Annotated in this window: 22 protein-coding genes; 17 read left to right on the top strand and 5 right to left on the bottom strand. The window is 66.0% G+C overall.

The annotated features are described in order from the left end of the window. From ATO3_RS06120 to ATO3_RS06105, 4 genes are all read left to right on the top strand, one after another. Entirely contained in the window at positions 1-1,887 is a 1,887-nt protein-coding gene (locus tag ATO3_RS06120; RefSeq protein ID WP_088648939.1) for an ABC transporter ATP-binding protein, read from the top strand. Positions 1,888-1,958: 71 nt separating this feature from the next. Next, a complete protein-coding gene (locus tag ATO3_RS06115) occupies positions 1,959-3,188 on the top strand; it encodes a class I SAM-dependent RNA methyltransferase (protein WP_088648938.1) in 1,230 nt (409 codons plus the stop codon). A gap of 58 nt (positions 3,189-3,246) precedes the next feature. After that, the gene (locus ATO3_RS06110) at positions 3,247-4,029 is read left to right on the top strand and encodes an ion transporter (protein WP_088648937.1); all 783 of its coding nucleotides are present in this window, start codon (positions 3,247-3,249) and stop codon (positions 4,027-4,029) included. A gap of 59 nt (positions 4,030-4,088) precedes the next feature. Next, positions 4,089-4,583, top strand: coding sequence for a L,D-transpeptidase family protein (locus ATO3_RS06105; RefSeq protein WP_088648936.1), 495 nt, complete (start codon positions 4,089-4,091; stop codon positions 4,581-4,583). A gap of 31 nt (positions 4,584-4,614) precedes the next feature. Here the strand turns inward: ATO3_RS06105 and dalA are convergent, their stop codons facing one another. Continuing rightward, complete coding sequence (gene dalA, locus ATO3_RS06100) at positions 4,615-5,115, bottom strand: divisome-associated lipoprotein DalA (RefSeq protein WP_088649352.1); 501 nt, start codon at positions 5,113-5,115, stop codon at positions 4,615-4,617. A gap of 165 nt (positions 5,116-5,280) precedes the next feature. On the opposite strand from dalA, the gene ATO3_RS06095 reads away from it, so the two are divergent. The 3 genes from ATO3_RS06095 to ATO3_RS06085 all read left to right on the top strand — a co-directional run bounded on the left by ATO3_RS06095 (position 5,281) and on the right by ATO3_RS06085 (position 6,634). Next, complete coding sequence (locus ATO3_RS06095) at positions 5,281-5,907, top strand: L,D-transpeptidase (RefSeq protein WP_088648935.1); 627 nt, start codon at positions 5,281-5,283, stop codon at positions 5,905-5,907. A 141-nt stretch (positions 5,908-6,048) separates the two neighbouring features. After that, the gene (locus ATO3_RS06090) at positions 6,049-6,231 is read left to right on the top strand and encodes a hypothetical protein (RefSeq protein WP_088648934.1); all 183 of its coding nucleotides are present in this window, start codon (positions 6,049-6,051) and stop codon (positions 6,229-6,231) included. 220 nt (positions 6,232-6,451) lie between these two features. Then, positions 6,452-6,634 (top strand): hypothetical protein, encoded by a 183-nt coding sequence (locus ATO3_RS06085; protein WP_088648933.1) that lies wholly within the window; start codon positions 6,452-6,454, stop codon positions 6,632-6,634. Between the two features lie 184 nt (positions 6,635-6,818). Here the strand turns inward: ATO3_RS06085 and hemH are convergent, their stop codons facing one another. Together hemH and ATO3_RS06075 are read right to left on the bottom strand one after the other, a co-directional pair. After that, positions 6,819-7,892: a ferrochelatase gene (hemH, locus tag ATO3_RS06080; RefSeq protein WP_088648932.1), complete on the bottom strand. Its 1,074-nt coding sequence runs from the start codon at positions 7,890-7,892 to the stop codon at positions 6,819-6,821. Positions 7,893-7,956: 64 nt separating this feature from the next. Further along, positions 7,957-8,775 (bottom strand): methyltransferase domain-containing protein, encoded by an 819-nt coding sequence (locus tag ATO3_RS06075; RefSeq protein ID WP_088648931.1) that lies wholly within the window; start codon positions 8,773-8,775, stop codon positions 7,957-7,959. An 18-nt stretch (positions 8,776-8,793) separates the two neighbouring features. On the opposite strand from ATO3_RS06075, the gene ATO3_RS06070 reads away from it, so the two are divergent. The 4 genes from ATO3_RS06070 to ATO3_RS06055 are packed head-to-tail and all read left to right on the top strand — an operon-like array spanning position 8,794 to position 11,088. After that, positions 8,794-9,522, top strand: a complete 729-nt coding sequence (locus ATO3_RS06070) for a double zinc ribbon domain-containing protein (protein ID WP_088648930.1) — start codon at positions 8,794-8,796, stop codon at positions 9,520-9,522. A gap of 35 nt (positions 9,523-9,557) precedes the next feature. Next, complete coding sequence (grxC, locus tag ATO3_RS06065) at positions 9,558-9,815, top strand: glutaredoxin 3 (RefSeq protein ID WP_088648929.1); 258 nt, start codon at positions 9,558-9,560, stop codon at positions 9,813-9,815. Continuing rightward, entirely contained in the window at positions 9,815-10,648 is an 834-nt protein-coding gene (locus tag ATO3_RS06060; RefSeq protein ID WP_088648928.1) for a carbon-nitrogen hydrolase family protein, read from the top strand. The genes grxC and ATO3_RS06060 overlap by 1 nt, the downstream gene beginning before the upstream one ends. After that, on the top strand, positions 10,645-11,088 hold the full coding sequence (locus tag ATO3_RS06055) for a MarR family winged helix-turn-helix transcriptional regulator (RefSeq protein WP_088648927.1): 444 nt from the start codon (positions 10,645-10,647) through the stop codon (positions 11,086-11,088). Before ATO3_RS06060 ends, ATO3_RS06055 begins: the two co-directional genes overlap by 4 nt. 278 nt (positions 11,089-11,366) lie before the next feature. Here the strand turns inward: ATO3_RS06055 and ubiG are convergent, their stop codons facing one another. Continuing rightward, positions 11,367-12,113 (bottom strand): bifunctional 2-polyprenyl-6-hydroxyphenol methylase/3-demethylubiquinol 3-O-methyltransferase UbiG, encoded by a 747-nt coding sequence (ubiG, locus tag ATO3_RS06050; RefSeq protein WP_088648926.1) that lies wholly within the window; start codon positions 12,111-12,113, stop codon positions 11,367-11,369. A gap of 49 nt (positions 12,114-12,162) precedes the next feature. Between ubiG and pip the strand changes: the two genes are divergently transcribed. The 6 genes from pip (at position 12,163) to infB (ending at position 19,585) form a co-directional block, all read left to right on the top strand. Next, positions 12,163-13,140 (top strand): prolyl aminopeptidase, encoded by a 978-nt coding sequence (gene pip, locus ATO3_RS06045; RefSeq protein WP_088648925.1) that lies wholly within the window; start codon positions 12,163-12,165, stop codon positions 13,138-13,140. Continuing rightward, positions 13,137-13,934 carry an ABC transporter substrate-binding protein gene (locus ATO3_RS06040; RefSeq protein WP_088648924.1) on the top strand — a complete coding sequence of 266 codons (798 nt, stop codon included), beginning with the start codon at positions 13,137-13,139 and terminating at the stop codon, positions 13,932-13,934. The genes pip and ATO3_RS06040 overlap by 4 nt, the downstream gene beginning before the upstream one ends. A 247-nt stretch (positions 13,935-14,181) precedes the next feature. Continuing rightward, complete coding sequence (gene rimP / locus ATO3_RS06035; protein WP_088648923.1) at positions 14,182-14,781, top strand: ribosome maturation factor RimP; 600 nt, start codon at positions 14,182-14,184, stop codon at positions 14,779-14,781. Between the two features lies 1 nt (position 14,782). Next, the gene (gene nusA, locus ATO3_RS06030) at positions 14,783-16,423 is read left to right on the top strand and encodes a transcription termination factor NusA (protein WP_088648922.1); all 1,641 of its coding nucleotides are present in this window, start codon (positions 14,783-14,785) and stop codon (positions 16,421-16,423) included. 25 nt (positions 16,424-16,448) lie between these two features. Then, positions 16,449-17,069, top strand: coding sequence for an RNA-binding protein (locus ATO3_RS06025; protein ID WP_088649351.1), 621 nt, complete (start codon positions 16,449-16,451; stop codon positions 17,067-17,069). A gap of 8 nt (positions 17,070-17,077) precedes the next feature. Continuing rightward, positions 17,078-19,585, top strand: a complete 2,508-nt coding sequence (gene infB, locus ATO3_RS06020) for a translation initiation factor IF-2 (RefSeq protein ID WP_088648921.1) — start codon at positions 17,078-17,080, stop codon at positions 19,583-19,585. Positions 19,586-19,704: 119 nt separating this feature from the next. Here infB and ATO3_RS28985 read toward each other — a convergent pair whose 3' ends face one another. Beyond that, positions 19,705-19,842 (bottom strand): hypothetical protein, encoded by a 138-nt coding sequence (locus ATO3_RS28985; RefSeq protein WP_088648920.1) that lies wholly within the window; start codon positions 19,840-19,842, stop codon positions 19,705-19,707. Positions 19,843-19,853: the final 11 nt, after the last annotated feature.

Raw genomic sequence — 19,853 nt, 5'->3', positions numbered from 1 at the left:
ATGAGATGGCCTGACGGCGAGGTTGCGGAACGCAAAGTCGCTGATATCCCCCCGATTTATCAACGGCTTGCTGACACGATCGCCCCGTTCCGCAAGGCCGAGGGCTATCCGCCGCAAAAGCTGTTGCCGTTCATGCGCTGGGTGCTGGAAGGCGCCTGGACGCAGATCTGGCTGGCGATTGCCGCGTCGATTTCCGTGGGCATCACGACGGTTCTGGGCTTCTGGCTGATCGGCTGGGTGATCGACCAGGCGCAGGCGGTGGGGCCCGGTTTCCTGGTGTCACACGCCTGGGCGGTGGTGCTTCTGGCGGTGTTCTACCTTCTGATCTGGCCGCTTTCGATGGCGGCCAACGCGGCCTTCAACTCGGTCACGCTGGGCCCGAACCTTTATGCGCTGACGCTGAACCGGGTGAACCGCTATACGCTGGGGCAGAGCCTGTCGTATTTCGACAACGATTTCGCCGGGCGCATCGCGCAGAAAAGCCAGCAGACCTCGCGCGCGCTGACCGAGGTGGTGACCGAGGGCACCAACATCATCGGCAACGCGCTGGCCGCCGTGGTCTCGGCCGCGCTGCTGCTGGGGGCGGTGGACTGGCGGATGGGTCTGACCGTGACGGTCTGGCTGGTGGCCTATGTCTACCTGGTCAAACACTTCCTGCCGCGCATCCGCGAACGCTCGCAGCTGCGCGCGGCGCGGCGGGCCGTGGTGACGGGGCAGATCGTCGACACGATCACCAACATCCGCACCGTGAAGCTGTTCGCCCATGGCGAGGCCGAAGAGACCGCGACCGAGGGCGCGCTGTCGGGCTATCGCGAATCCGGCATCGCCTGGGCCTCGACCGTGGTGACCTTCCGGCTGTGGATCTTCACGCTGGCGGGGCTGCTGCCGACCGCGCTGATCATCCTTGCGCTCTGGCTTTGGGGCCGGGGGCTGGCCACCACGGGCGACATCGCCGCCGCCGGCCTGATCTCGACCCGGCTGGCCACGATGACGGGATGGGTCAGCTTTGCCTCGCTTGGCATCTTCACCAATATCGGCGAGATCGAGGATGGCATCCGCACCCTGACGCCGCGCGACCGGCTGGAGGATGCGCCCGACGCGACCGAGCTTGAGGTTACCAAAGCCGGCGTGAGCTTCGACGACGTGGATTTCACCTACGGCCGGAAGGAAGGCGGGGTCCAGGCGCTGAGCCTCGACATCGCGCCGGGCGAAAAGCTGGGCATCGTCGGCGCCTCGGGTGCCGGGAAATCCACGCTCGTGGCGCTGCTGCTGCGGCTTTATGCGCCAGAAGGCGGGAAGATTTCCATCGACGGGCAGGACCTGGCCCATGTCACGCAGGAAAGCCTGCGGCGGCAGATCTCGATGGTCACGCAGGAAACCGCGATGTTCAACCGCTCGGCGCGGGACAACATCCTCTATGGCCGGCCAAGCGCCACGGACGAGGAGATGATCGCCGCCGCGAAGAAGGCCGAGGCGCATGACTTCATCCTTGGTCTGAAGGACCATCGCGGCCGCACCGGCTACGACGCACATCTGGGCGAACGCGGCGTGAAACTGTCCGGCGGGCAGCGGCAGCGCATCGCCTTGGCCCGCGCCATCGTGAAGGACGCGCCGATCCTGGTGCTGGACGAGGCGACCAGCGCGCTGGATTCCGAGGTCGAGGCCGCGATCCAGTCGGCGCTGCACCGGGTGATGGAGGGCAAGACCGTGCTGGCCATCGCGCACCGGCTGTCCACCCTGTCCGAAATGGACCGGATCGTCGTGCTGGATCAGGGGCAGATCGCGGAATCCGGCACCCATGCCGAGCTTCTCGCGCAGAACGGGCTTTATGCGCAGTACTGGACCCGGCAGTCCGGGGGCTTCATCCAGACGGAAGCGGCCGAATAGGCCGGGCGTTTGACTTTGTTGCCGCTGTCGGTAACGGAGTATTTTTGCAAAGATGAAGCAGGAGTTGCGCCTTGAGCCAGACCGAGCGCCTTCGGATCGAGCGATTGGGCCACCAGGGCGACGGGATCGCGCCCGGGCCGGTATTTGTGGCGCGGGCCCTGCCCGGCGAAGAGGTGGAGGGCCGGCGTGACGGCGACCGGCTGCTGGAGCCGAAGATCGTCACGCCGTCGTCGGACCGTGTTGCCGCCCCCTGTCCGCATTACAGGGGCTGCGGCGGCTGCGGGTTGCAGCATGCCTCGGACGACTTCGTGGCCGCCTGGAAGCTGGGTGTGGTGCGACAGGCGCTGACGGCGCAGGGTATCGAGGCCGAGTTCCGTGATGTGATCACATCGCCGCCGATGTCCCGCAGACGCGCGACGGTTGCGGCGCGGCGGACGAAAAAGGGCGCCATGGCGGGGTTTTACGGCCGTGCCTCGGGTGTGATCACGGAAATTCCGAACTGCCATCTGTTGCGGCCCGCGCTGATCGCCGGGCTGCCGGTGGCCGAAGAGCTGGCCAAGCTCGGCGGTTCGCGCAAGGGCGCGCTGGCGGTGACACTGACCGAGACGGAGAACGGGCTGGACGTGCTGGCGCGCGGCGGCAAGGCGCTGGACGGACGCTTGCGGATGGATCTGGCGGCGCTGGCCGAGGCGCATGACCTGGCCCGGATCGCCTGGGAGGACGAGGTGATCGCCACCCGGCATCCGCCCGAACAGGTCTTTGGCCCGGTCCGGGTCAGCCCGCCGCCCGGCGCCTTCCTGCAGGCCACGCGCGAGGGCGAGGCCGCGCTGCTGGCCGCGATCGAAGAGATCACCGACGGCGCGAAGAGGATCGCCGACCTGTTCTGCGGCTCCGGCACGTTCTCTCTTCCGCTGGCCCGGCGCGCCACGGTCCACGCGGTCGAGGCGGTGCCCGAGATGCTGAGCGCGCTCGACCGCGGCTGGCGCCATGCCCAGGGGCTGCGCCAGGTGACGACAGAGGCGCGCGATCTCTTCCGCCGGCCGCTGCGCCCCGATGAACTGGCCGCCCATGACGCGATTGTCATCGACCCGCCGCGCGCCGGCGCCCAGGCCCAGACCGAGGCGCTGGCCGAGGCACAGGTGCCCGTGATCGCGGCAATTTCCTGCAATCCGGTGACATTTGCCCGCGATGCAAAGCTGTTGACCGATGCCGGCTACCGGCTCAACTGGGTGCAGGTTGTCGATCAATTCCGCTGGTCGAACCACGTGGAGCTTGCCGCGCGCTTTTCGCTGTCGCATTGAGGGCCCGGCAAGAAATGACAGACCGCGGCAGACAAGGACAATCGAGGCAGGCGACAGCATGACCAGGCGCGAGACAGTGGCGAAGTGGCTCGAGAAACCGGCCACCGGGAATTTCGTGATCGGCGTGATCATCTTGAACGCGATCGTGCTGGGGATGGAAACCTCGGACGAGCTCTACGAGGCGATCGGCGGCGTGCTGATGACGATCGATCTGCTTTGCCTGGGTGTCTTCATCATCGAGATCGCGCTGAAGCTCTATGCCTACGGGCTGCGCTTCTTCCGGAACGGATGGAACGTCTTCGACTTCATCATCGTCGGCATCGCCCTGCTGCCGGGGGCGCACAGCCTGTCGGTGCTGCGGGCGCTGCGGATCCTGCGGGTGCTGCGCGTGATCTCGGCCGCGCCGCGCCTGCGGCGGGTTGTCGAAGGTTTCATCCGCGCGGTCCCGGGCATGGCCAGCGTCTTCCTGATGATGGCGATGATCTTCTACATCGGCGCGGTGATGGCCACGAATCTCTTTGCCGACAGCTTCCCGGACTGGTTCGGCACCATCGGACGGTCGGCCTATTCGCTGTTTCAGATCATGACCCTGGAAAGCTGGTCCATGGGCATCGTGCGCCCCGTCATGGAACTGTACCAATACGCCTGGGCTTTCTTCGTGCCCTTCATCATCATCACCTCCTTCGCGGTGGTGAACCTGCTGGTCGGCCTGATCGTGAATTCGATGCAGGACGCCCACGACGCCGAGACCGAAGGCGCCACCGGGGCCTACCGCGACGAAGTGTTGCGCCGCCTGGAGGCCATCGAGGCGCGGATCGAGGCCGCGCAGCGCGAAAAGTAGCTTCTGCGTTCGCGCGGAAACGTGTAGTCTTCGTCCCGAGGTAGACAAGGTTTCAGGCAATGAAACGACGAGTATTGATGATGTCCGCGGTCTCCGCGGCGGTGCTGTCCGCATGCAGCCAGAAGTTTCAGGCATATAACGGCCCCGAGGTCACGTCCGTCGTGATCAACAAGTCGGCGCGCAAGATGTATCTTCTGCACAACGAAGACGTCCTGAAGGACTACAAGATCGACCTGGGTTTTGCTCCGGACGGTCCGAAGCGGTTCCGCGGCGATGGCAAGACGCCCGAAGGCACCTATCGGATCGATCGGAAGAACCCGCGCAGTTCCTTCTTCCTGTCGCTGGGGATTTCCTATCCGAACATGGCCGATCGCGCCTATGCCGCGCTGCATGGCAAGGAGCCGGGCGGCGACATCTTCATCCATGGCCAGCCCAACAACACGCGGGCCAAGGGCAAGGATTGGACGGCTGGCTGTATCTCGGTGAAAGACAAGGAAATCTCCGAGATCTACGCGATGGTCAATGTCGGCACACTGGTGACGATCCGGCCCTGACGCCGGGCCTTTCGCACGGGATCGGGCGGCCTCAGCCGCCCATCACCAGCGTCCACCAGATCTTGCCGTTGTTCTCCTGGAACCAGGCAAAGCCCATGTTCACGGCCGAAGGGTCGAGGATCACGTTGCGTGTGCCGGGCTGTTCCATCCAGGCGCCCAGCGTCTCGATCTCGGATTCGTAGGTTTCCGAGATCGTCTCGCCCAGGAAGCGGCCCATGTAGCCGGCGCGCGCCACGCGATCCAGCGGCGAAGAGCCGTCGGAGCCGAAATGCCACGGCCGGTTCTGCACCGACATGTCGCGCGAATGGGTGGCGGCGGCGGCGTTCAGCTGCGCGTTCAGCTGCACCGGCCCGGCGCCCGAGGCCGCGCGCAGCGAGTTGACCGAATCAAGCATGCGGAACTGGATCTTGGAGGTGTCGTTCGACCTGATCTTGTAGATCTGTCCCCCGGTTCCGCGACCGTTGTCATATTGGGGCGTACAGGCGGCGAGTGCCAGCAGTCCGACCAGAAGCAGTGAGGAAAGGCGCAGCATGAACATTCCGGTGTGAAATTACCCGCAAGCATGTAGCGCGCCAGGCGGGCAGTGGCAAATTCCCATGGGCCTCGGACGGCCCCGGTGCATCCTTTGAATTGCGACTGAGGCTTTCGCGCAATAGAATAGTGCATCCGGTGTTCAGTTTGCGACAGGAGTGGGACTATGGCGAAGCGCTCTCCCTTTTCCGTGCCAACCCGGCGCGCCTTTCTGGCGGGCTCTGCCGCCGCGATCGGCGGTCCGGCGCTTGGCCAGGCCAGTGATCCCGGCGCGCTGGACCCTGAAACCGCCGCGGTCCTGTACCCCGAGCCCGAGCCGGAACCGGCGGTCCCGCGCAACATATCCAGCTTCCGGGCCATGGATTGGCGGCCGCATTTCAGCTCTCTGCGCAACGGGGCGATCCTGGTCGATACCCAGTCCAGGGCGCTGCATTACTGGTCCGAGGGCGAATCGGTCTACAAGCTTTACCCATCTTCGGTGCCTCTGACCGAGGATCTGACCCGCCGCGGGCGTACCTCGGTGATCCAGAAGGTGGTCGGGCCCAGCTGGGCGCCGACGCCGTCGATGAAGAAGCGGAACCCGGAATGGCCCGACTACATTCCGCCAGGGCCCAACAATCCGCTGGGCACCCATGCGCTGTACTTGGGCTGGAAGTACTACCGCATCCACGGCACGCACGACACGCGGAAGATCGGGCGCAGATCCTCCAACGGATGCATTGGCCTCTACAACGAGCAAATCGCCGACCTGTTCTCGATGGCGAAGGTCGGCACCCAAGTGTTGCTAATTTGACGACATTCACGGATGGCAAGCGACGGCCGCGAGACAAGCATTTGCAATGGCCTAAACTTGCTGCTTAGAAGATCCTACGAGGTAAGTCTTGGGTGCGTCGTCTGTTTACCAATTTGGACGTCGCTATATCTGGAGGTTAACATGAAGAAACTCGTCATCGCCGCCGCTTTCGCAGCTGCTGCAACGACCGCTTCGGCCGGCAGCCTGGAAGAGCCGATCGTCGAAGCTCCGGTCATCGTCGAAGAAACCACCGGCTCGTCGGCAGGTATCCTGCTGCCGCTGCTGCTGCTCGTCGTCGTGGCTGCTGCTGTCGCAGCAAGCTGATCGACCGATCAAAGTCATCGGAAAAGGCGGCGCCCTGGGCGCCGCCTTTTTCATTTCGTGAAACTGCCATTGCGATGCGGATCAGTCACAGTACCGGCCGGCTTTTCGCCCGACACAGGCTGCTTGCTTTTCAGCGCCTTGGCGGACTGTTCTAATTTACTCGATTCTTGAAATAGAAGGCGTCGGACCCGAGGGGGCGGCGCGAACCCTGGAGATTACCATGAAGAAACTCATCGCCGCCGCAGCCTTCGCCGCCGCCGCATCCACCGCCTCCGCCGGCAGCCTGGAAGAGCCGATCGTCGAAGCGCCGGTCATCGTCGAAGAAACCACCGGTTCCTCGGCCGGCATCCTGCTGCCGCTGCTGCTGCTGGTCGTCGTGGCCGCGGCCGTCGCCGCAAGCTGATCGGCGGGTTTCCCGGGTCAGCCGGGACAGACCCTAAAGAGGGGCGGTCGCACCATGGTGCGCCGCCCTTTTTGCTGCCGGTTGTCCCCTGTCCGGGGCAGGAGACGCGGTAGGGCGGCGGCGCTTCCGGTTAACAGGGTCCGGAATGGTTTACCCATCCCGTTAACCCAGGCATCCCCAGCGCTCAGGCCGTCTGCGGCACCAACCAGCCGGCAAGGTTATCGGCGATGACCGAGGTCAGCGCGGTGATATGCGCGTCGTCGTCGTTCAGGCACGGCACATAGGTGAAATCCTCGCCGCCGGCCTCCTCGAAGCTTTCGCGGATCTCCTCGTTGATCTCTTCCAGCGTCTCGATGCAATCGGCGGAAAACGCCGGCGCGCAGACCGCGATGCGCTTGTTCCCGGCCTTGGCCTGCCGCGCGACCTCTTCCACGGTGTAGGGCTTCAGCCATTCCTCGGGGCCGAATTTCGACTGGAAGGTCGTCATGATCTGCGTGTCGTCCCAGCCCAGCCGCTCCTTCAGCAGGCGCGTCGTCTTCTGGCACTGGCAGTGATAGGGATCGCCCTCCATCAGGTAGCGTTTCGGAAGACCGTGGTACGAACACAGCAGGATGTCCGGCCGCATCTCAAGCTCGGCGTATTTCCGTTCGATCGAGGCGGCGAGCGCGTCGATGTAAAGCGGATTTTCGAAATAGGGCGGCACCGTGCGGGTCGCCGGCTGCCACTTTTCATCCATCAGCGCGCGGAAGAACTGGTCGTTCGCGGTGGCCGTGGTGGCGCCGGCATATTGCGGATAAAGCGGGAAAAACAGGATCTTCTCGCACCCGGCGGCGACCATCTCGCGCACCTTGCTGGCGGTCGAGGGGTTGCCGTAGCGCATGCAGAAATCGACCATCACCGCGTCGCCGAAGGCCTCGTGCACCTGTGTGCGGATCTTGGCGATCTGCGCCTTGGTGATCGTCATCAGCGGGCTTTCGTCCGCCTCCTCGTTCCAGATCGACCGATAGGCCTCGCCCGAGGAGAACGGCCGCTTCGACAGCACGATCAGCTGCAGGATCGGCTGCCATTTCCACGACGGGTAATCGATGACCCGCTTGTCCGACAGGAATTCGCCCAGGTAGCGCCGCATCGACCAGTAATCGGTCCCGTCCGGGGTCCCGAGATTGGCCAGCAGGATGCCGACCTTCGGCCGTGGCAGCGCCGGGTGATCGGAGGGCGCGGCGGCCGGCCGTGTCTTGGACGGGGTCTGATCAAGCATGCGTGGCCTCCTGCGGCGTGATCGGGCGTGCAAACAAGCCCATGTATCGTCAGATGTTATACGGTCAATCCGGAAGCCTGGTTTCCGAGGTGTTCAGCGCATCGGCGAGGCGTTCGGTCGCAGAACCGGGCCGTAGCGGCTGCGGCTGGTTCGGCCCCGGCGCCCAGCCGGTCAGCGTGATCAGCTCCAGCGTGGCGGCCAGCCGGCCGTCGGGCGTGGCGCCGATGGTGCCGTAAAGCTCGGCCGCCCGGGCAAAAAGGCCGCGCGGGGTCGCGCCGCGCAGCCGCGCCTCCAGGGCGTTGGTCTCGCCGCTGGCGCGCAGGTCGGCGGCCAGGTGCGGCAGGTCGCGGTAGGTCAGCGTGAACGTGTCCGAATCCGCCACCGGCAGAGCCATCCCGGCCCGCTGCAGCAGAGCGCCCAGGTCGCGGATATCCGCCATCGGCAGCACACGGGGCGACAGCCCGCCCTTCAGCTCGGTCTCGGCCTGGGCCAGCACCGCGCGCAGCTCCTGGAAACTGCGGCCGCCGGGCAGGATCGCCACCATGAAGCCGTCGGGCTGCAACGCGCGGCGGCACTGGATCAGCTGGCCGACCGGGTCGTCGGCCCAGTGCAGCGCCATGGCATGGACCACGCAATCATGCGCCTCCGGTTCCAGGTCCAGCACCTCGGTATCCGGCACGACGCGGGCGCCGGTGCCGTCCCAGAGTTCGGGAAAGGGCGACACGACGGCGAGCTTCGTAAAGGTCCTGTTAACCAGGGCCAGGCGATCCTGCGCCTCGTCCCGGGCGAGCCGGTGCAGGAACGGGTCCTCCGCACGGGCGCGCGCGCGCTCGCGGTGGCGGTCAAGCGCCGGTCGGTCGGTAAGGCGACGAGGGGCATTCATGGCGCATGAGGTAGTCTGATGAGGGGCGTTTTGCAAACGCTGGTCGGGCTGATCTATCCGCCGCGCTGCCTGTCCTGCGGCGAACAGGTCGAAAGCGATTTCGGTCTTTGCCCCGCCTGCTGGCGCGACACGCCGTTTCTGGGCGGGCTGGTCTGCGATGCCTGCGGGGCGCCCTTGCCGGGCGAGGGCGATGGCGCCCGCATCGAATGCGACGATTGCATGGCACGCCCGCGCCCGTGGGACATGGGACGCGCCGCACTTCTGTATCGCGACCAGGCGCGGCGGCTGGTGCTGGCGCTGAAACACGGCGACCGGACCGACATCGCCCGCCCCGCCGCCGGCTGGATGGCCCGCGCGGCGGCGCCCCTGGCCGGACAGGGTATGCTGGTCGCGCCGGTGCCGCTGCACTGGACCCGGCTGGCCGGCAGGCGCTACAACCAGTCGGCGCTCCTGGCGCGGCACCTGTCCGACAGGCTTGGGCTCGACCTGTGCCCGGACCTGTTCCAGCGTGTCATCCGCACCCCCAGCCTGGACGGTCGCGGAACCGAGGAGCGTGCAGAGGTGCTGCGGGGGGCGATTCGCGCCCATCCGCGGCGGAGGGAACGGCTGGCCGGGCGGGAGGTTTTGCTGGTGGATGACGTGATGACCTCGGGCGCGACTCTTGCCGCAACGGCGGAAGCGGCGCATGCTGCAGGTGCAGCACGCGTCTGCGTGATCACACTGGCGCGCGTTGCAAAGGATACCTAGATCCCGTCTGATGACGGGACAGAAGGAATGACACGATGAAACCGGTCGAAATCTACACCTCGCCGCTCTGCGGCTTCTGTCACGCGGCCAAGCGGCTGCTGACCCAGAAGGGCGTAAGCTTTTCCGAGATCGACGTCCTGGCCGACCCGGACCGCAAGGCCGAGATGGTGCAGCGCGCCAATGGCGGCCGCACCGTGCCGCAGATCTTCGTGGGCGACACCCATGTCGGCGGTTGCGACGAGCTTTACGCGCTTGACCGGGCCGGCAAGCTCGACCCGCTGCTGGCCGCCTGATGCGCGCCGCCCTCGTCCAGATCACGTCGGGAGACGATCCCGCCGCCAACCTTGACACGGTGCGGGGCCACATGAGGGCCGCGGCCGGGCAGGGGGCGGAGTTCGTGCTGACGCCGGAGGTGACGAACTGCCTCTCGGCCTCGCGCAGCCATCAGGCATCGGTGCTGCAGCTGGAAGAGGACGATCCGACGCTCGCCGGCCTGCGGGCCGAGGCCAGGGCGCTTGGCCTGTGGCTGCTGATCGGCTCTCTGGCGCTGAAGACGGGGGATCCGGACGGGCGTTTTGCCAACCGGTCCTTCCTGGTGGGGCCCGACGGTGAGATCCGCGCGCGCTACGACAAGATCCACATGTTCGATGTCGAGGTCACGCCCGAGGAAACCTATCGCGAATCCGCCGGCTACCGCCCGGGCGAACAGGCGGTGGTGACCGAGGTCGCGGGCACGCCCCTGGGCCTGTCGATCTGTTACGACATCCGCTTTTCGCATCTCTACCGCGCCCTCGCCAGGGCCGGCGCACGCATCCTGACGGTGCCGGCGGCCTTTTCGCCGGTGACCGGTGCCGCCCATTGGGAGGTGCTGTTGCGGGCCCGCGCGATCGAGACCGGCTGCTTTGTCCTGGCCCCGGCCCAGACCGGCACCCACCCGGCCTCCACGGGGAAGCAGCGCAGCACGCATGGCCATTCCATGGCGATCGCCCCCTGGGGCGAGGTGCTGCTGGACGCCGGGACGGAACCGGGGGTCTACATGGTCGACCTGGATCTTGCGGCCGTGGACGCGGCGCGGGGCAAGCTGCCATCGCTGGCCAACGCGCGTGATTTCTCCGGCCCCGCATGACGGACGAAGGGCAGCACCTCGCGGTCGCGCTGTTCAGCGAGGTGCTGACGGCCGAACAGCTGCTGCGCCACAGGCTGGGCCGCAGCCTGCCCAAGGGGATGGAGCTGTCGCATTTCTCGGTGCTGAACCACCTGGCGGTGATTGCCGATGAACGCACGCCGGCGCAGCTGGCGGCGACGTTCCACGTGACGCGCGGCGCGATGACCAACACGCTGGGCAAGCTGGAATGGGCGGGTTATGTTCATATCCGGCCCGACTGGGACGACGCCCGCCGGAAGATGGTCGCGATCTCTCCGGCCGGGCGCCGGGCGCGGGACCAGGCGATCGCGGACATCACGCCGATGATCCGCCAGATCGTCGGGGACCTGGGCGCCGAGAAGGTGCGGTCGGTCCTGCCGGTCCTGCGCGAGCTGCGCGTGAGGCTCGAGACCGACGATTAGGGGTATCGGCCAGGTTTTCAGGGGGCGCTGCCCCCGTCCTCCTTTGGAGGACTCCCCCCGGAGGTATTTGGGCCAAGAAGAAGATGGGCGTCAGGCAATGTCCCACGCGTGGGACAAGGGGCGGGTCTTTGTAAATCAATGTCTTGCAGGGGCGGATTAACAATCCGTTCAGAACTGCAAGCGCCACGTCCCTGGCTTCATCTTTGTCAAAATACCTCCGGGGGTCGCCATAGACGCGCCATTGGTTCAAGCTCAATGGCGACGGGCAGAGCCCCCGATCAGCCCGGTTTCACGGAGGCGGTCACGTAGTTCACCGAGAGATCCCGGTCCGACAGCGACCACGACCACAGGATCGGGTTGAAGACGAAGCCCTTGCGGTCCACCGGCTCCATCCCGGATTGCGCGAGCAGGTCGTAAAGCTCGTCCGGGGTGATGAACTTCGTCCAGTCATGGGTGCCCTTGGGCAGCCAGCGCATCACCTGCTCGGCGCCGATGATCGCCATGACGTAGCTTTTCGGGTTGCGGTTCAGGGTCGAGCAGATCTGGATCCCGCCGGGTTTCAGCAGGTCCTTGCAGGCGGTCAGGTAGCCCAGCGGATCGGCGACATGTTCCACCACCTCCATGTTCAGCACCGCGTCGAACTGTTCGCCGGCCCCGGCCATCGCTTCGGCCGTGGTGTGGCGATAGTCGATCGTCAGCCCCGATTGTTCGGCATGGATCTGCGCGACGGGAATGTTGCGCTCGGCCGCGTCGGCGCCCACGACCTCGGCCCCGAGCCGCGCCATGGGTTCCGACAGAAGCCCGCCACCGCAGCCGATGTCGAGAATCCGCAGCCCCTCGAAGGGCGCCTGCGCTGTCAGGTCGCGCTCGAACTGGGCGGCGACCTGGGTGGTGATGTAGTCCAGCCGGCAGGGGTTCAGCATGTGCAATGGTTTGAACTTGCCGTGGGGATCCCACCATTCGGCGGCCATAGCTTCGAACTTGGCAATTTCTGCGGGGTCGACGGTGGTCTGGGAGGCTTGCATTCCTCACTCCATATGGTCTTGTGGACACGAGGTCTATATAAGGCGACAGATGGACAAATCCGCCGATCAGAAGCGTGCCGTGCAATATCTTTATCCGCCGATCGACCCGTTCGACCAGCGCATGATGGATGTCGGCCAGGGACACCAGATCTACGTCGAACAATGCGGCAATCCGACCGGGCTGCCTGTGGTGGTTCTGCATGGCGGCCCGGGCGGCGGATGCAGTCCGGCGATGCGGCGCTATTTCGACCCGCAGGTCTACCGCGTGATCCTGTTCGATCAGCGCGGCTGCGGTCGCTCGCGGCCTCATGCCGCGGTCAGCAACAACACCACCTGGCATCTGGTCGCCGATATCGAGAAGATCCGCGAGGAGCTTGGCATCGACAGCTGGGTCGTCTTTGGCGGCAGCTGGGGGGCGACCCTGTCCCTGATCTATGCCCAGACCCATCCCGAGGCCGCGCGCCACCTGGTGTTGCGGGGTGTCTTCCTGATGACCCAGTCCGAGCTTGACTGGTTCTACGGCGGGGGCGCCGGGCGGTTCTGGCCGGAAACCTGGGAGCGGTTCGTTTCGGTCATTCCCGAAGACGAGCGCGGCAACATGATCGAGGCCTATAACAAGCGCCTCTTTTCCGGGGACCTGGCCGAGGAGACGCGGTTCGGACGCGCTTGGTCGGCCTGGGAGAACGCGCTGGCGACGATCCATTCGACCGGCATGTCTGGAGAAAGCCCGGGGGAATACGCCCGTGCCTTCGCGCGGCTGGAAAACCATTACTTCATGAATGGCGGCTTCCTGGAGTTCGACGGTCAGATCCTGGCCAACATGGACCGCATCGCCCAGACGCCCGGCGTGATCGTGCAGGGGCGGTATGACATGATCTGCCCGCCGGTGTCGGCCTTCGCGCTGTCCCAGGCCTGGCCCGCGGGCGAGCTGCGGATGGTGCGCAATGCCGGCCACGCGCTGAGCGAGCCGGGGATCAGCGCCGAGCTGGTCCGTGTCACCGACATGATCGCGGAGGCCGAGGGATGAGGCGGCTCGACCGGCGTGCGCTTTTTGCTTCCGGTGCCGCCGCGGCGCTGCTGGCGGCGTCGGGCCTGTCGGCCGAGAACCTGCCGCGGCGCGGCGGACGGCTGCGGATTGCCGCCGCCGATGGCGCCGGTGTGGCCGCGGTCGCGAAGGGCGCGGTGTTCGAGACCCTGACCGAGGTGGCGCCCGACGGGCTGCTGCGCGGAGAGCTGGCGAGCGCCTGGCATGGCAGCGCGGATGCGACCGACTGGCGGATCGGCCTGCGCCCCGGTGCAAAGTTCCACGACGGTCGGACCTGCGCGGCCGGTGACGTGATCGCGACGCTGCTGGGCGAAGCCAGCCCGGTGGCCGACGCGATCGCCGGCGCGCGGGCGGTGCCCGGCGGGCTGGAAATCACGCTGTGGCGCGGCGACCCGGATTTCCCCTACCGCCTGGCCGATCCGGCCCTGTCGGTGGCGCCGGGCGGCGATCTGCCCGGCGCGATGGAAGATTGGGTGGGCACGGGGCTGTACCGTGTGGTCACCGCGCGCGACGGGCGGCAATACCTGGGCCGGCGCGTCGATGCCCATTGGAAGGACGGCCGGGCCGGATGGGTCGATACGGTCGAGGTGATCGCCGTGACCGACCCCAACGTGCGCGACGAGGCGCTGCGGGACGGGTTCGTCGACGTGGCCGAGGCCGGGGACGACCTGACTGACCACCTGGGCCAGGCGGATCACGTCGGGCGACCGCGGGTCGTGTCGGCGCGCGGGCGGCTGGATGACGGGCGGATCGCGGAACGCTGGTGGATCGCCTGAGCTGACCGGGCGATTGGGGGCGCTGCCCCCGTCCGCTGCGCGGACTCCCCCGGAGGTATTTTTGCAAAGATGAAGCAGGGGGTTGCGCGCTGGCGGCCGGCGGTTGACGCGGCCCTGAGCGAATCGGGGTTGCGGAACCGGGGCGTCAGGCGTATATCCCCCTCAACAGCGGCGCGTCGGGCTTCCTGGTCCGAAGCACCATCGGGATGATCGACGGGCCGCGCGCCCGTTTTTTCGTTCTGGACTTATGACCAATACACTCATCGCCAAAGCCGCCATCGACCGACGCCTGGCCGAGATCATCTCTCCGGTGATCGAGGACATGGGCTATGAGCTGGTGCGCATCCGGCTGATGTCCGGCAAGACCACCACGCTGCAGATCATGGCCGACAAGCCGGATGGCGGGATCGAGGTGGACGATTGCGCCGAGATCTCGAATGCCGTGAGCGCCGTGCTGGATGTCGAGGATCCGATCCTGGATGCCTATGCGCTGGAAGTTTCGAGCCCCGGGATCGACCGGCCGCTGACCCGTCTCAAGGATTTCGACACGTTCGAGGGCTACGAGGCGAAGGTCGAGACATCGGAGCTGATCGACGGCCGCCGCCGCTTCAAGGGCACGCTGGCCGGGGTCGAGGGCGACGAGGTGCTGCTGAACCTGCCCGGCGAGGGCGGCGAAGAGGTGACGATCGGGCTGCAGTTCGACTGGCTCAGCGACGCGAAGCTGGTGCTGACCGACGATTTGATCAAGGAGATGCTGCGCCAGCGGAAAGCGGCCGGTGTCCTCAACGAAGATGCCTTTGACCAGATAGAGACCGAAGGGTCCGACGAGACCGAGGAGAAGACCTGAGATGGCGATCACATCCGCAAACCAGCTGGAGCTTTTGCAGACCGCCGAGGCGGTGGCCCGCGAGAAGATGATCGACCCCGGCCTCGTGGTCGAGGCGATGGAGGAATCCCTCGCCCGGGCCGCCAAGAGCCGCTACGGCTCGGAGATGGACATCCGCGTCTCGATCGACCGGAAGACCGGCAAGGCCACCTTCACCCGCGTCCGCACCGTGGTCGAGGACGAGGAGCTGGAGAATTACCAGGCCGAGATGACCGTGGAACAGGCCAAGCAGTACATGGCCGATCCGCAGGTGGGTCAGCAGTTCATCGAGGAAGTGCCCCCCGTCGAGCTGGGCCGGATCGCCGCGCAGAGCGCCAAGCAGGTGATCCTGCAGAAGGTGCGCGAGGCCGAGCGCGACCGCCAGTTCGAGGAATTCAAGGACCGCGCCGGGACCATCATCAACGGTCTCGTCAAGCGCGAGGAATACGGCAACGTCATCGTCGACGTGGGTGCCGGCGAGGCGATCCTGCGCCGCAACGAGAAGATCGGCCGCGAAAGCTATCGCCCCGGCGACCGGATCCGCGTCTATATCAAGGACGTGCGCCGCGAACCGCGCGGGCCGCAGATCTTCCTCAGCCGCACCGCGCCGGAATTCATGGCCGAGCTGTTCAAGATGGAAGTGCCGGAAATCTATGACGGCGTGATCGAGATCAAGGCCGTGGCCCGTGACCCCGGCAGCCGCGCGAAGATCGCCGTGATCTCCTATGACAGCTCGATCGACCCGGTCGGCGCCTGCGTGGGTATGCGCGGCAGCCGCGTGCAGGCCGTGGTGAACGAACTGCAGGGCGAGAAGATCGACATCATCCCGTGGAACGAGGACCAGGCGACCTTCCTGGTCAACGCGCTGCAGCCCGCCGAAGTGTCCAAGGTGGTCTTTGACGAGGAAGCCGGCAAGATCGAGGTGGTCGTTCCCGAAGAGCAGCTGAGCCTGGCCATCGGCCGTCGCGGTCAGAACGTGCGGCTGGCAAGCCAGCTGACGAACCTGGACATCGACATCATGACCGAGGCCGAGGAATCGGCGCGCCGTCAGAAGGAATTCGAGGAGCGCACGCAGCTTTTCGTCGATACGCTGGACCTGGACGAGTTCTTTGCGCAACTGCTGGTCTCCGAAGGGTTCACGAACCTCGAAGAGGTGGCTTACGTCGAACAGGACGAACTGCTGGTGATCGACGGCGTCGACGAGGACACCGCCGAGGAGCTGCAGGCACGGGCCCGCGACTTCCTGGAAGCACAGGCGAAAGCGGCGCTGGAAAACGCGCGGTCCATGGGTGTCGAGGACAGCCTGGTTGAATTTGACGGCCTGACACCCCAAATGATCGAAGCACTGGCGAAGGACGGGGTGAAGACCCTCGAAGATTTCGCGACCTGCGCCGATTGGGAACTGGCCGGCGGCTGGACGACCGAAAATGGCGAACGTGTGAAGGACGACGGCATCCTGGAGCCCTTCGATGTGAGCCTGGAAGAGGCGCAGCATCTCGTGATGACCGCCCGCATCCTGCTGGGCTGGGTCGATCCGGCGGAACTGGAAACCGAGGACGAGGAAGAGACCGGCGAAGAGGTCGACGCCTCGGACGAGGAAACTGCAACGGAGGCCGGGGCCTGATCCCAGGCCCCGTATGGTGGCCAACATGAGTCGCGGAGGCGCCTCGAAGGATCGGACCGAAGGTCTGGACCGCAAGTGCATAGCCACGGGCGAGGTGCAGCCGAAAGGCGGCCTCGTACGTTTCGTTGTGGGGCCCGAAGGCCAGGTCGTGCCCGATGTGCTGGAAAAGCTCCCGGGCCGCGGCGCCTGGGTGTCCGCAACCCGGGCCGCCATGGATACGGCGGTGAAGAAAAAGCTCTTTGCCCGGGCATTCAAATCGCAGGTCCGCGTACCCGAGGACCTGACCGACCAGGTGGAGGCGCAGATCCTGCGCCGCCTGGTCGAGCTGATCAGCCTGGCGCGGAAGTCGGGCGGAGCGGTGGCCGGGTACGAAAAGGTCAAGGATTGGCTGGACCGGGAAGACGCCCGGATCCTGCTTCAGGCCAGCGACGGTTCGGCACGTGGCAAGTCGAAGCTGAGCACGCCGCACTATGGAATGTACGTCGGATGGCTGACCGCCGATGAGCTTGGTCAGGCATTTGGACGTCAAAGCGTGATACACGCGGCTGTCGCCTCTGGTGGACTCAGCCAACGTGTTGTAGAGGAAGCGCATCGTCTTAAAGGCATGCGCATGACGGACGGCGATACGCGCCGTCGGGAAGGATAAGAAGCTTAATGAGCGATACTGACGGCAAGAAGACCTTGGGTGTACGTGGTGGCGGATCCCGTCCGGGGAACGTGAAGCAGAGCTTCAGCCATGGGCGCACCAAGAATGTCGTGGTGGAGACCAAGCGCAAACGCGTTGTCGTCCCCAAGCCCGGCCAGGGCAAGGGCGGTGGCGGCGGTTCGCCGGCCGGTGATCCTTCGCGCCGTCCTGCGGGTATCTCCGACGCCGAGATGGCGCGCCGGCTGAAAGCCGTGCAGGCCGCCAAGGCGCGTGAGGCCGACGAGGTCGCCGCCCGCGAAGCCGAGGAGAAGGCGCGCGCCGAAGAGCGCGAACGCCGTCGTGCCGAGGCCGAACAGAAAGAGCGCGAACAGCGCGAGGCCGAGGAAAAGGCCAAGGCGAAGGCCGAGGAAGAAGAGCGCAAGCGCCGCGAGGAAGAGGAAGCCGCCAAGCGCGCGGCGGCCGATGCCGCGGCGGCTGCCGAAAAACCGGCCGAAAAACAAGCAGATGCACGCGGCCCGGCCTCCAAGCCGGCCGGTGGCGACGCAGGTCCGCGCAAGCAGGACCGCGAACGCGACGCCCGTGCGCCGCGCTCGGGCAAGGGTCGCGACGACAACCGCCGGTCCGGCAAGCTGACGCTGAACCAGGCGCTTTCGGGTGGCGAAGGTGGCCGCCAGCGGTCCATGGCCGCGATGAAGCGCAAGCAGGAACGCGCCCGCCAGAAGGCGATGGGCGGCCCGGTCGAACGGGAAAAGGTGGTCCGCGAGGTCCAGCTGCCCGAAGCGATCGTCGTGTCCGAGCTGGCAAACCGGATGGCCGAGCGTGTTGGTGAAGTGGTGAAATCGCTCATGCAGATGGGCATGATGGTCACCCAGAACCAGACGATCGACGCCGACACCGCCGAGCTGATCATCGAGGAATTCGGCCACAAGGTGGTCCGTGTGTCCGACTCTGACGTCGAACAGGTGATCACCCAGGTCGAGGACAAGGCCGAGGATCTGAAGCCGCGTCCGCCCGTGATCACGATCATGGGTCACGTCGACCACGGCAAGACCTCGCTGCTTGATGCGATTCGCGATGCCAAGGTTGTTGCCGGCGAGGCCGGGGGAATCACCCAGCACATCGGCGCCTACCAGGTGAAGACCGAAAGCGGCGCGCCGCTGACCTTCCTCGATACGCCGGGCCACGCGGCCTTTACCTCGATGCGGTCGCGCGGGGCCCAGGTGACGGATATCGTCATCCTGGTGGTTGCCGCCGACGACGCGGTGATGCCGCAGACGATCGAGGCGATCAACCACGCCAAGGCCGCCGGGGTTCCGATGATCGTGGCGATCAACAAGTGCGACAAGCCGGAGGCCAATCCCCAGAAGGTGCGGACCGACCTGCTGCAGCACGAAGTGATCGTCGAGGAACTCTCGGGCGACGTGCAGGATGTCGAAGTGTCGGCCGTGACCGGCAAGGGGCTCGAAGAGCTGCTGGAAGCCGTCGCGCTGCAGGCCGAGATCCTGGAACTGAAATCCAACCCGGATCGTCCGGCACAGGGCGCGGTGATCGAAGCCAAGCTTGACGTCGGCCGCGGCCCCGTTGCCACCGTCCTGGTGCAGACCGGCACCCTGAAGCAGGGCGACATCTTTGTCGTCGGCGAACAATGGGGCAAGGTCCGCGCGATGGAGAACGACCAGGGCAACCGCGTCAAGGAAGCCGGACCTTCGGTTCCTGTCGAGGTGCTGGGTCTGAACGGCACGCCCGAAGCCGGTGACGTCCTGAACGTCGTCTCGACCGAGGCGCAGGCCCGTGAGATCGCCGATTACCGCCAGGAGGCCGCGAAAGAGAAGCGCGCCGCCGCCGGTGCCGCGACCACGCTGGAACAGCTGCTGGCCAAGGCCAAGGAAGACGAGAACGTCTCCGAGCTGCCGATCCTGGTGAAAGCCGACGTGCAGGGCTCTGCCGAGGCGATCGTCCAGGCGATGGAGAAGATCGGCAACGACGAGGTCCGCGTGCGGGTCCTGCACTATGGTGTGGGCGCCATCACCGAGACGGACGTCGGTCTGGCCGAGGCCTCCGGCGCGCCGATCATGGGCTTCAACGTCCGGGCCAACGCGCCCGCCCGCAACAGCGCCAACCAGAAGGGCGTGGAGATCCGGTATTATTCGGTGATCTACGACCTGGTGGATGACGTGAAGGCGGCGGCAAGCGGCCTGCTCTCGAACGAGATCCGCGAGAACTTCATCGGCTATGCCGAAATCAAGGAAGTCTTCAAGGTCTCGAACGTCGGCAAGGTGGCCGGGTGCCTGGTGACCGAGGGCATCGCCCGCCGGTCCGCCGGTGTGCGCCTGCTGCGCGACAACGTTGTGGTCCACGAAGGTACGCTCAAGACGCTCAAGCGCTTCAAGGACGAGGTCGCCGAGGTCCAGTCGGGCCAGGAATGCGGCATGGCCTTCGAGAACTACGACGATATCCGCCCCGGCGATGTCATCGAGATCTTCGAACGCGAAGAGGTGGTGCGGACGCTCTCCTGAGCATCCGTCGGCCCCTCGGGGCCGGCCTCACCCCCCCAAGCGGGAACCGAAAATGAAAAGAGCACGCCCCGCGAGGCGTGCTCTTTTCATTGTGCGATGTGGTACCCTGGTCCCGTGAGTCAGGCGGCCTTGGCACCGACCGGTTGGCCGGCATAGACAGTCTGACCGACTTTTACAGCGATCCGGCCGTCCGGGAAGGTGCGAACAAATGTCCCCTGAACGGAAACACAGGTCCCAACTGTGATCGTACGAAGCATGTCTCGTCCCC

This window comes from Marinibacterium profundimaris (genome assembly GCF_002210095.1).
GTDB lineage: Bacteria > Pseudomonadota > Alphaproteobacteria > Rhodobacterales > Rhodobacteraceae > Marinibacterium > Marinibacterium profundimaris.
Note: the sequence above shows the minus strand (reverse complement) of the source record. Positions and strands in the feature narration are given on the sequence as shown.

What these genes read in the sequence shown, in the direction of transcription:
- infB (WP_088648921.1), top strand. Translation starts at nt 17,078, where the DNA reads ATGAGCGATACTGACGGCAAGAAGACCTTGGGTGTACGTGGTGGCGGA.
- ATO3_RS06105 (WP_088648936.1), top strand. Translation starts at nt 4,089, where the DNA reads ATGAAACGACGAGTATTGATGATGTCCGCGGTCTCCGCGGCGGTGCTG.
- ubiG (WP_088648926.1), bottom strand. Translation starts at nt 12,113, where the DNA reads ATGCAAGCCTCCCAGACCACCGTCGACCCCGCAGAAATTGCCAAGTTC.
- ATO3_RS06025 (WP_088649351.1), top strand. Translation starts at nt 16,449, where the DNA reads ATGAGTCGCGGAGGCGCCTCGAAGGATCGGACCGAAGGTCTGGACCGC.
- ATO3_RS06110 (WP_088648937.1), top strand. Translation starts at nt 3,247, where the DNA reads ATGACCAGGCGCGAGACAGTGGCGAAGTGGCTCGAGAAACCGGCCACC.
- ATO3_RS06055 (WP_088648927.1), top strand. Translation starts at nt 10,645, where the DNA reads ATGACGGACGAAGGGCAGCACCTCGCGGTCGCGCTGTTCAGCGAGGTG.
- dalA (WP_088649352.1), bottom strand. Translation starts at nt 5,115, where the DNA reads ATGCTGCGCCTTTCCTCACTGCTTCTGGTCGGACTGCTGGCACTCGCC.
- ATO3_RS06075 (WP_088648931.1), bottom strand. Translation starts at nt 8,775, where the DNA reads ATGAATGCCCCTCGTCGCCTTACCGACCGACCGGCGCTTGACCGCCAC.
- ATO3_RS06070 (WP_088648930.1), top strand. Translation starts at nt 8,794, where the DNA reads ATGAGGGGCGTTTTGCAAACGCTGGTCGGGCTGATCTATCCGCCGCGC.
- ATO3_RS06040 (WP_088648924.1), top strand. Translation starts at nt 13,137, where the DNA reads ATGAGGCGGCTCGACCGGCGTGCGCTTTTTGCTTCCGGTGCCGCCGCG.
- ATO3_RS06060 (WP_088648928.1), top strand. Translation starts at nt 9,815, where the DNA reads ATGCGCGCCGCCCTCGTCCAGATCACGTCGGGAGACGATCCCGCCGCC.
- ATO3_RS06090 (WP_088648934.1), top strand. Translation starts at nt 6,049, where the DNA reads ATGAAGAAACTCGTCATCGCCGCCGCTTTCGCAGCTGCTGCAACGACC.
- pip (WP_088648925.1), top strand. Translation starts at nt 12,163, where the DNA reads ATGGACAAATCCGCCGATCAGAAGCGTGCCGTGCAATATCTTTATCCG.
- grxC (WP_088648929.1), top strand. Translation starts at nt 9,558, where the DNA reads ATGAAACCGGTCGAAATCTACACCTCGCCGCTCTGCGGCTTCTGTCAC.
- hemH (WP_088648932.1), bottom strand. Translation starts at nt 7,892, where the DNA reads ATGCTTGATCAGACCCCGTCCAAGACACGGCCGGCCGCCGCGCCCTCC.
- rimP (WP_088648923.1), top strand. Translation starts at nt 14,182, where the DNA reads ATGACCAATACACTCATCGCCAAAGCCGCCATCGACCGACGCCTGGCC.
- ATO3_RS28985 (WP_088648920.1), bottom strand. Translation starts at nt 19,842, where the DNA reads ATGCTTCGTACGATCACAGTTGGGACCTGTGTTTCCGTTCAGGGGACA.
- ATO3_RS06085 (WP_088648933.1), top strand. Translation starts at nt 6,452, where the DNA reads ATGAAGAAACTCATCGCCGCCGCAGCCTTCGCCGCCGCCGCATCCACC.
- ATO3_RS06095 (WP_088648935.1), top strand. Translation starts at nt 5,281, where the DNA reads ATGGCGAAGCGCTCTCCCTTTTCCGTGCCAACCCGGCGCGCCTTTCTG.
- nusA (WP_088648922.1), top strand. Translation starts at nt 14,783, where the DNA reads ATGGCGATCACATCCGCAAACCAGCTGGAGCTTTTGCAGACCGCCGAG.
- ATO3_RS06120 (WP_088648939.1), top strand. Translation starts at nt 1, where the DNA reads ATGAGATGGCCTGACGGCGAGGTTGCGGAACGCAAAGTCGCTGATATC.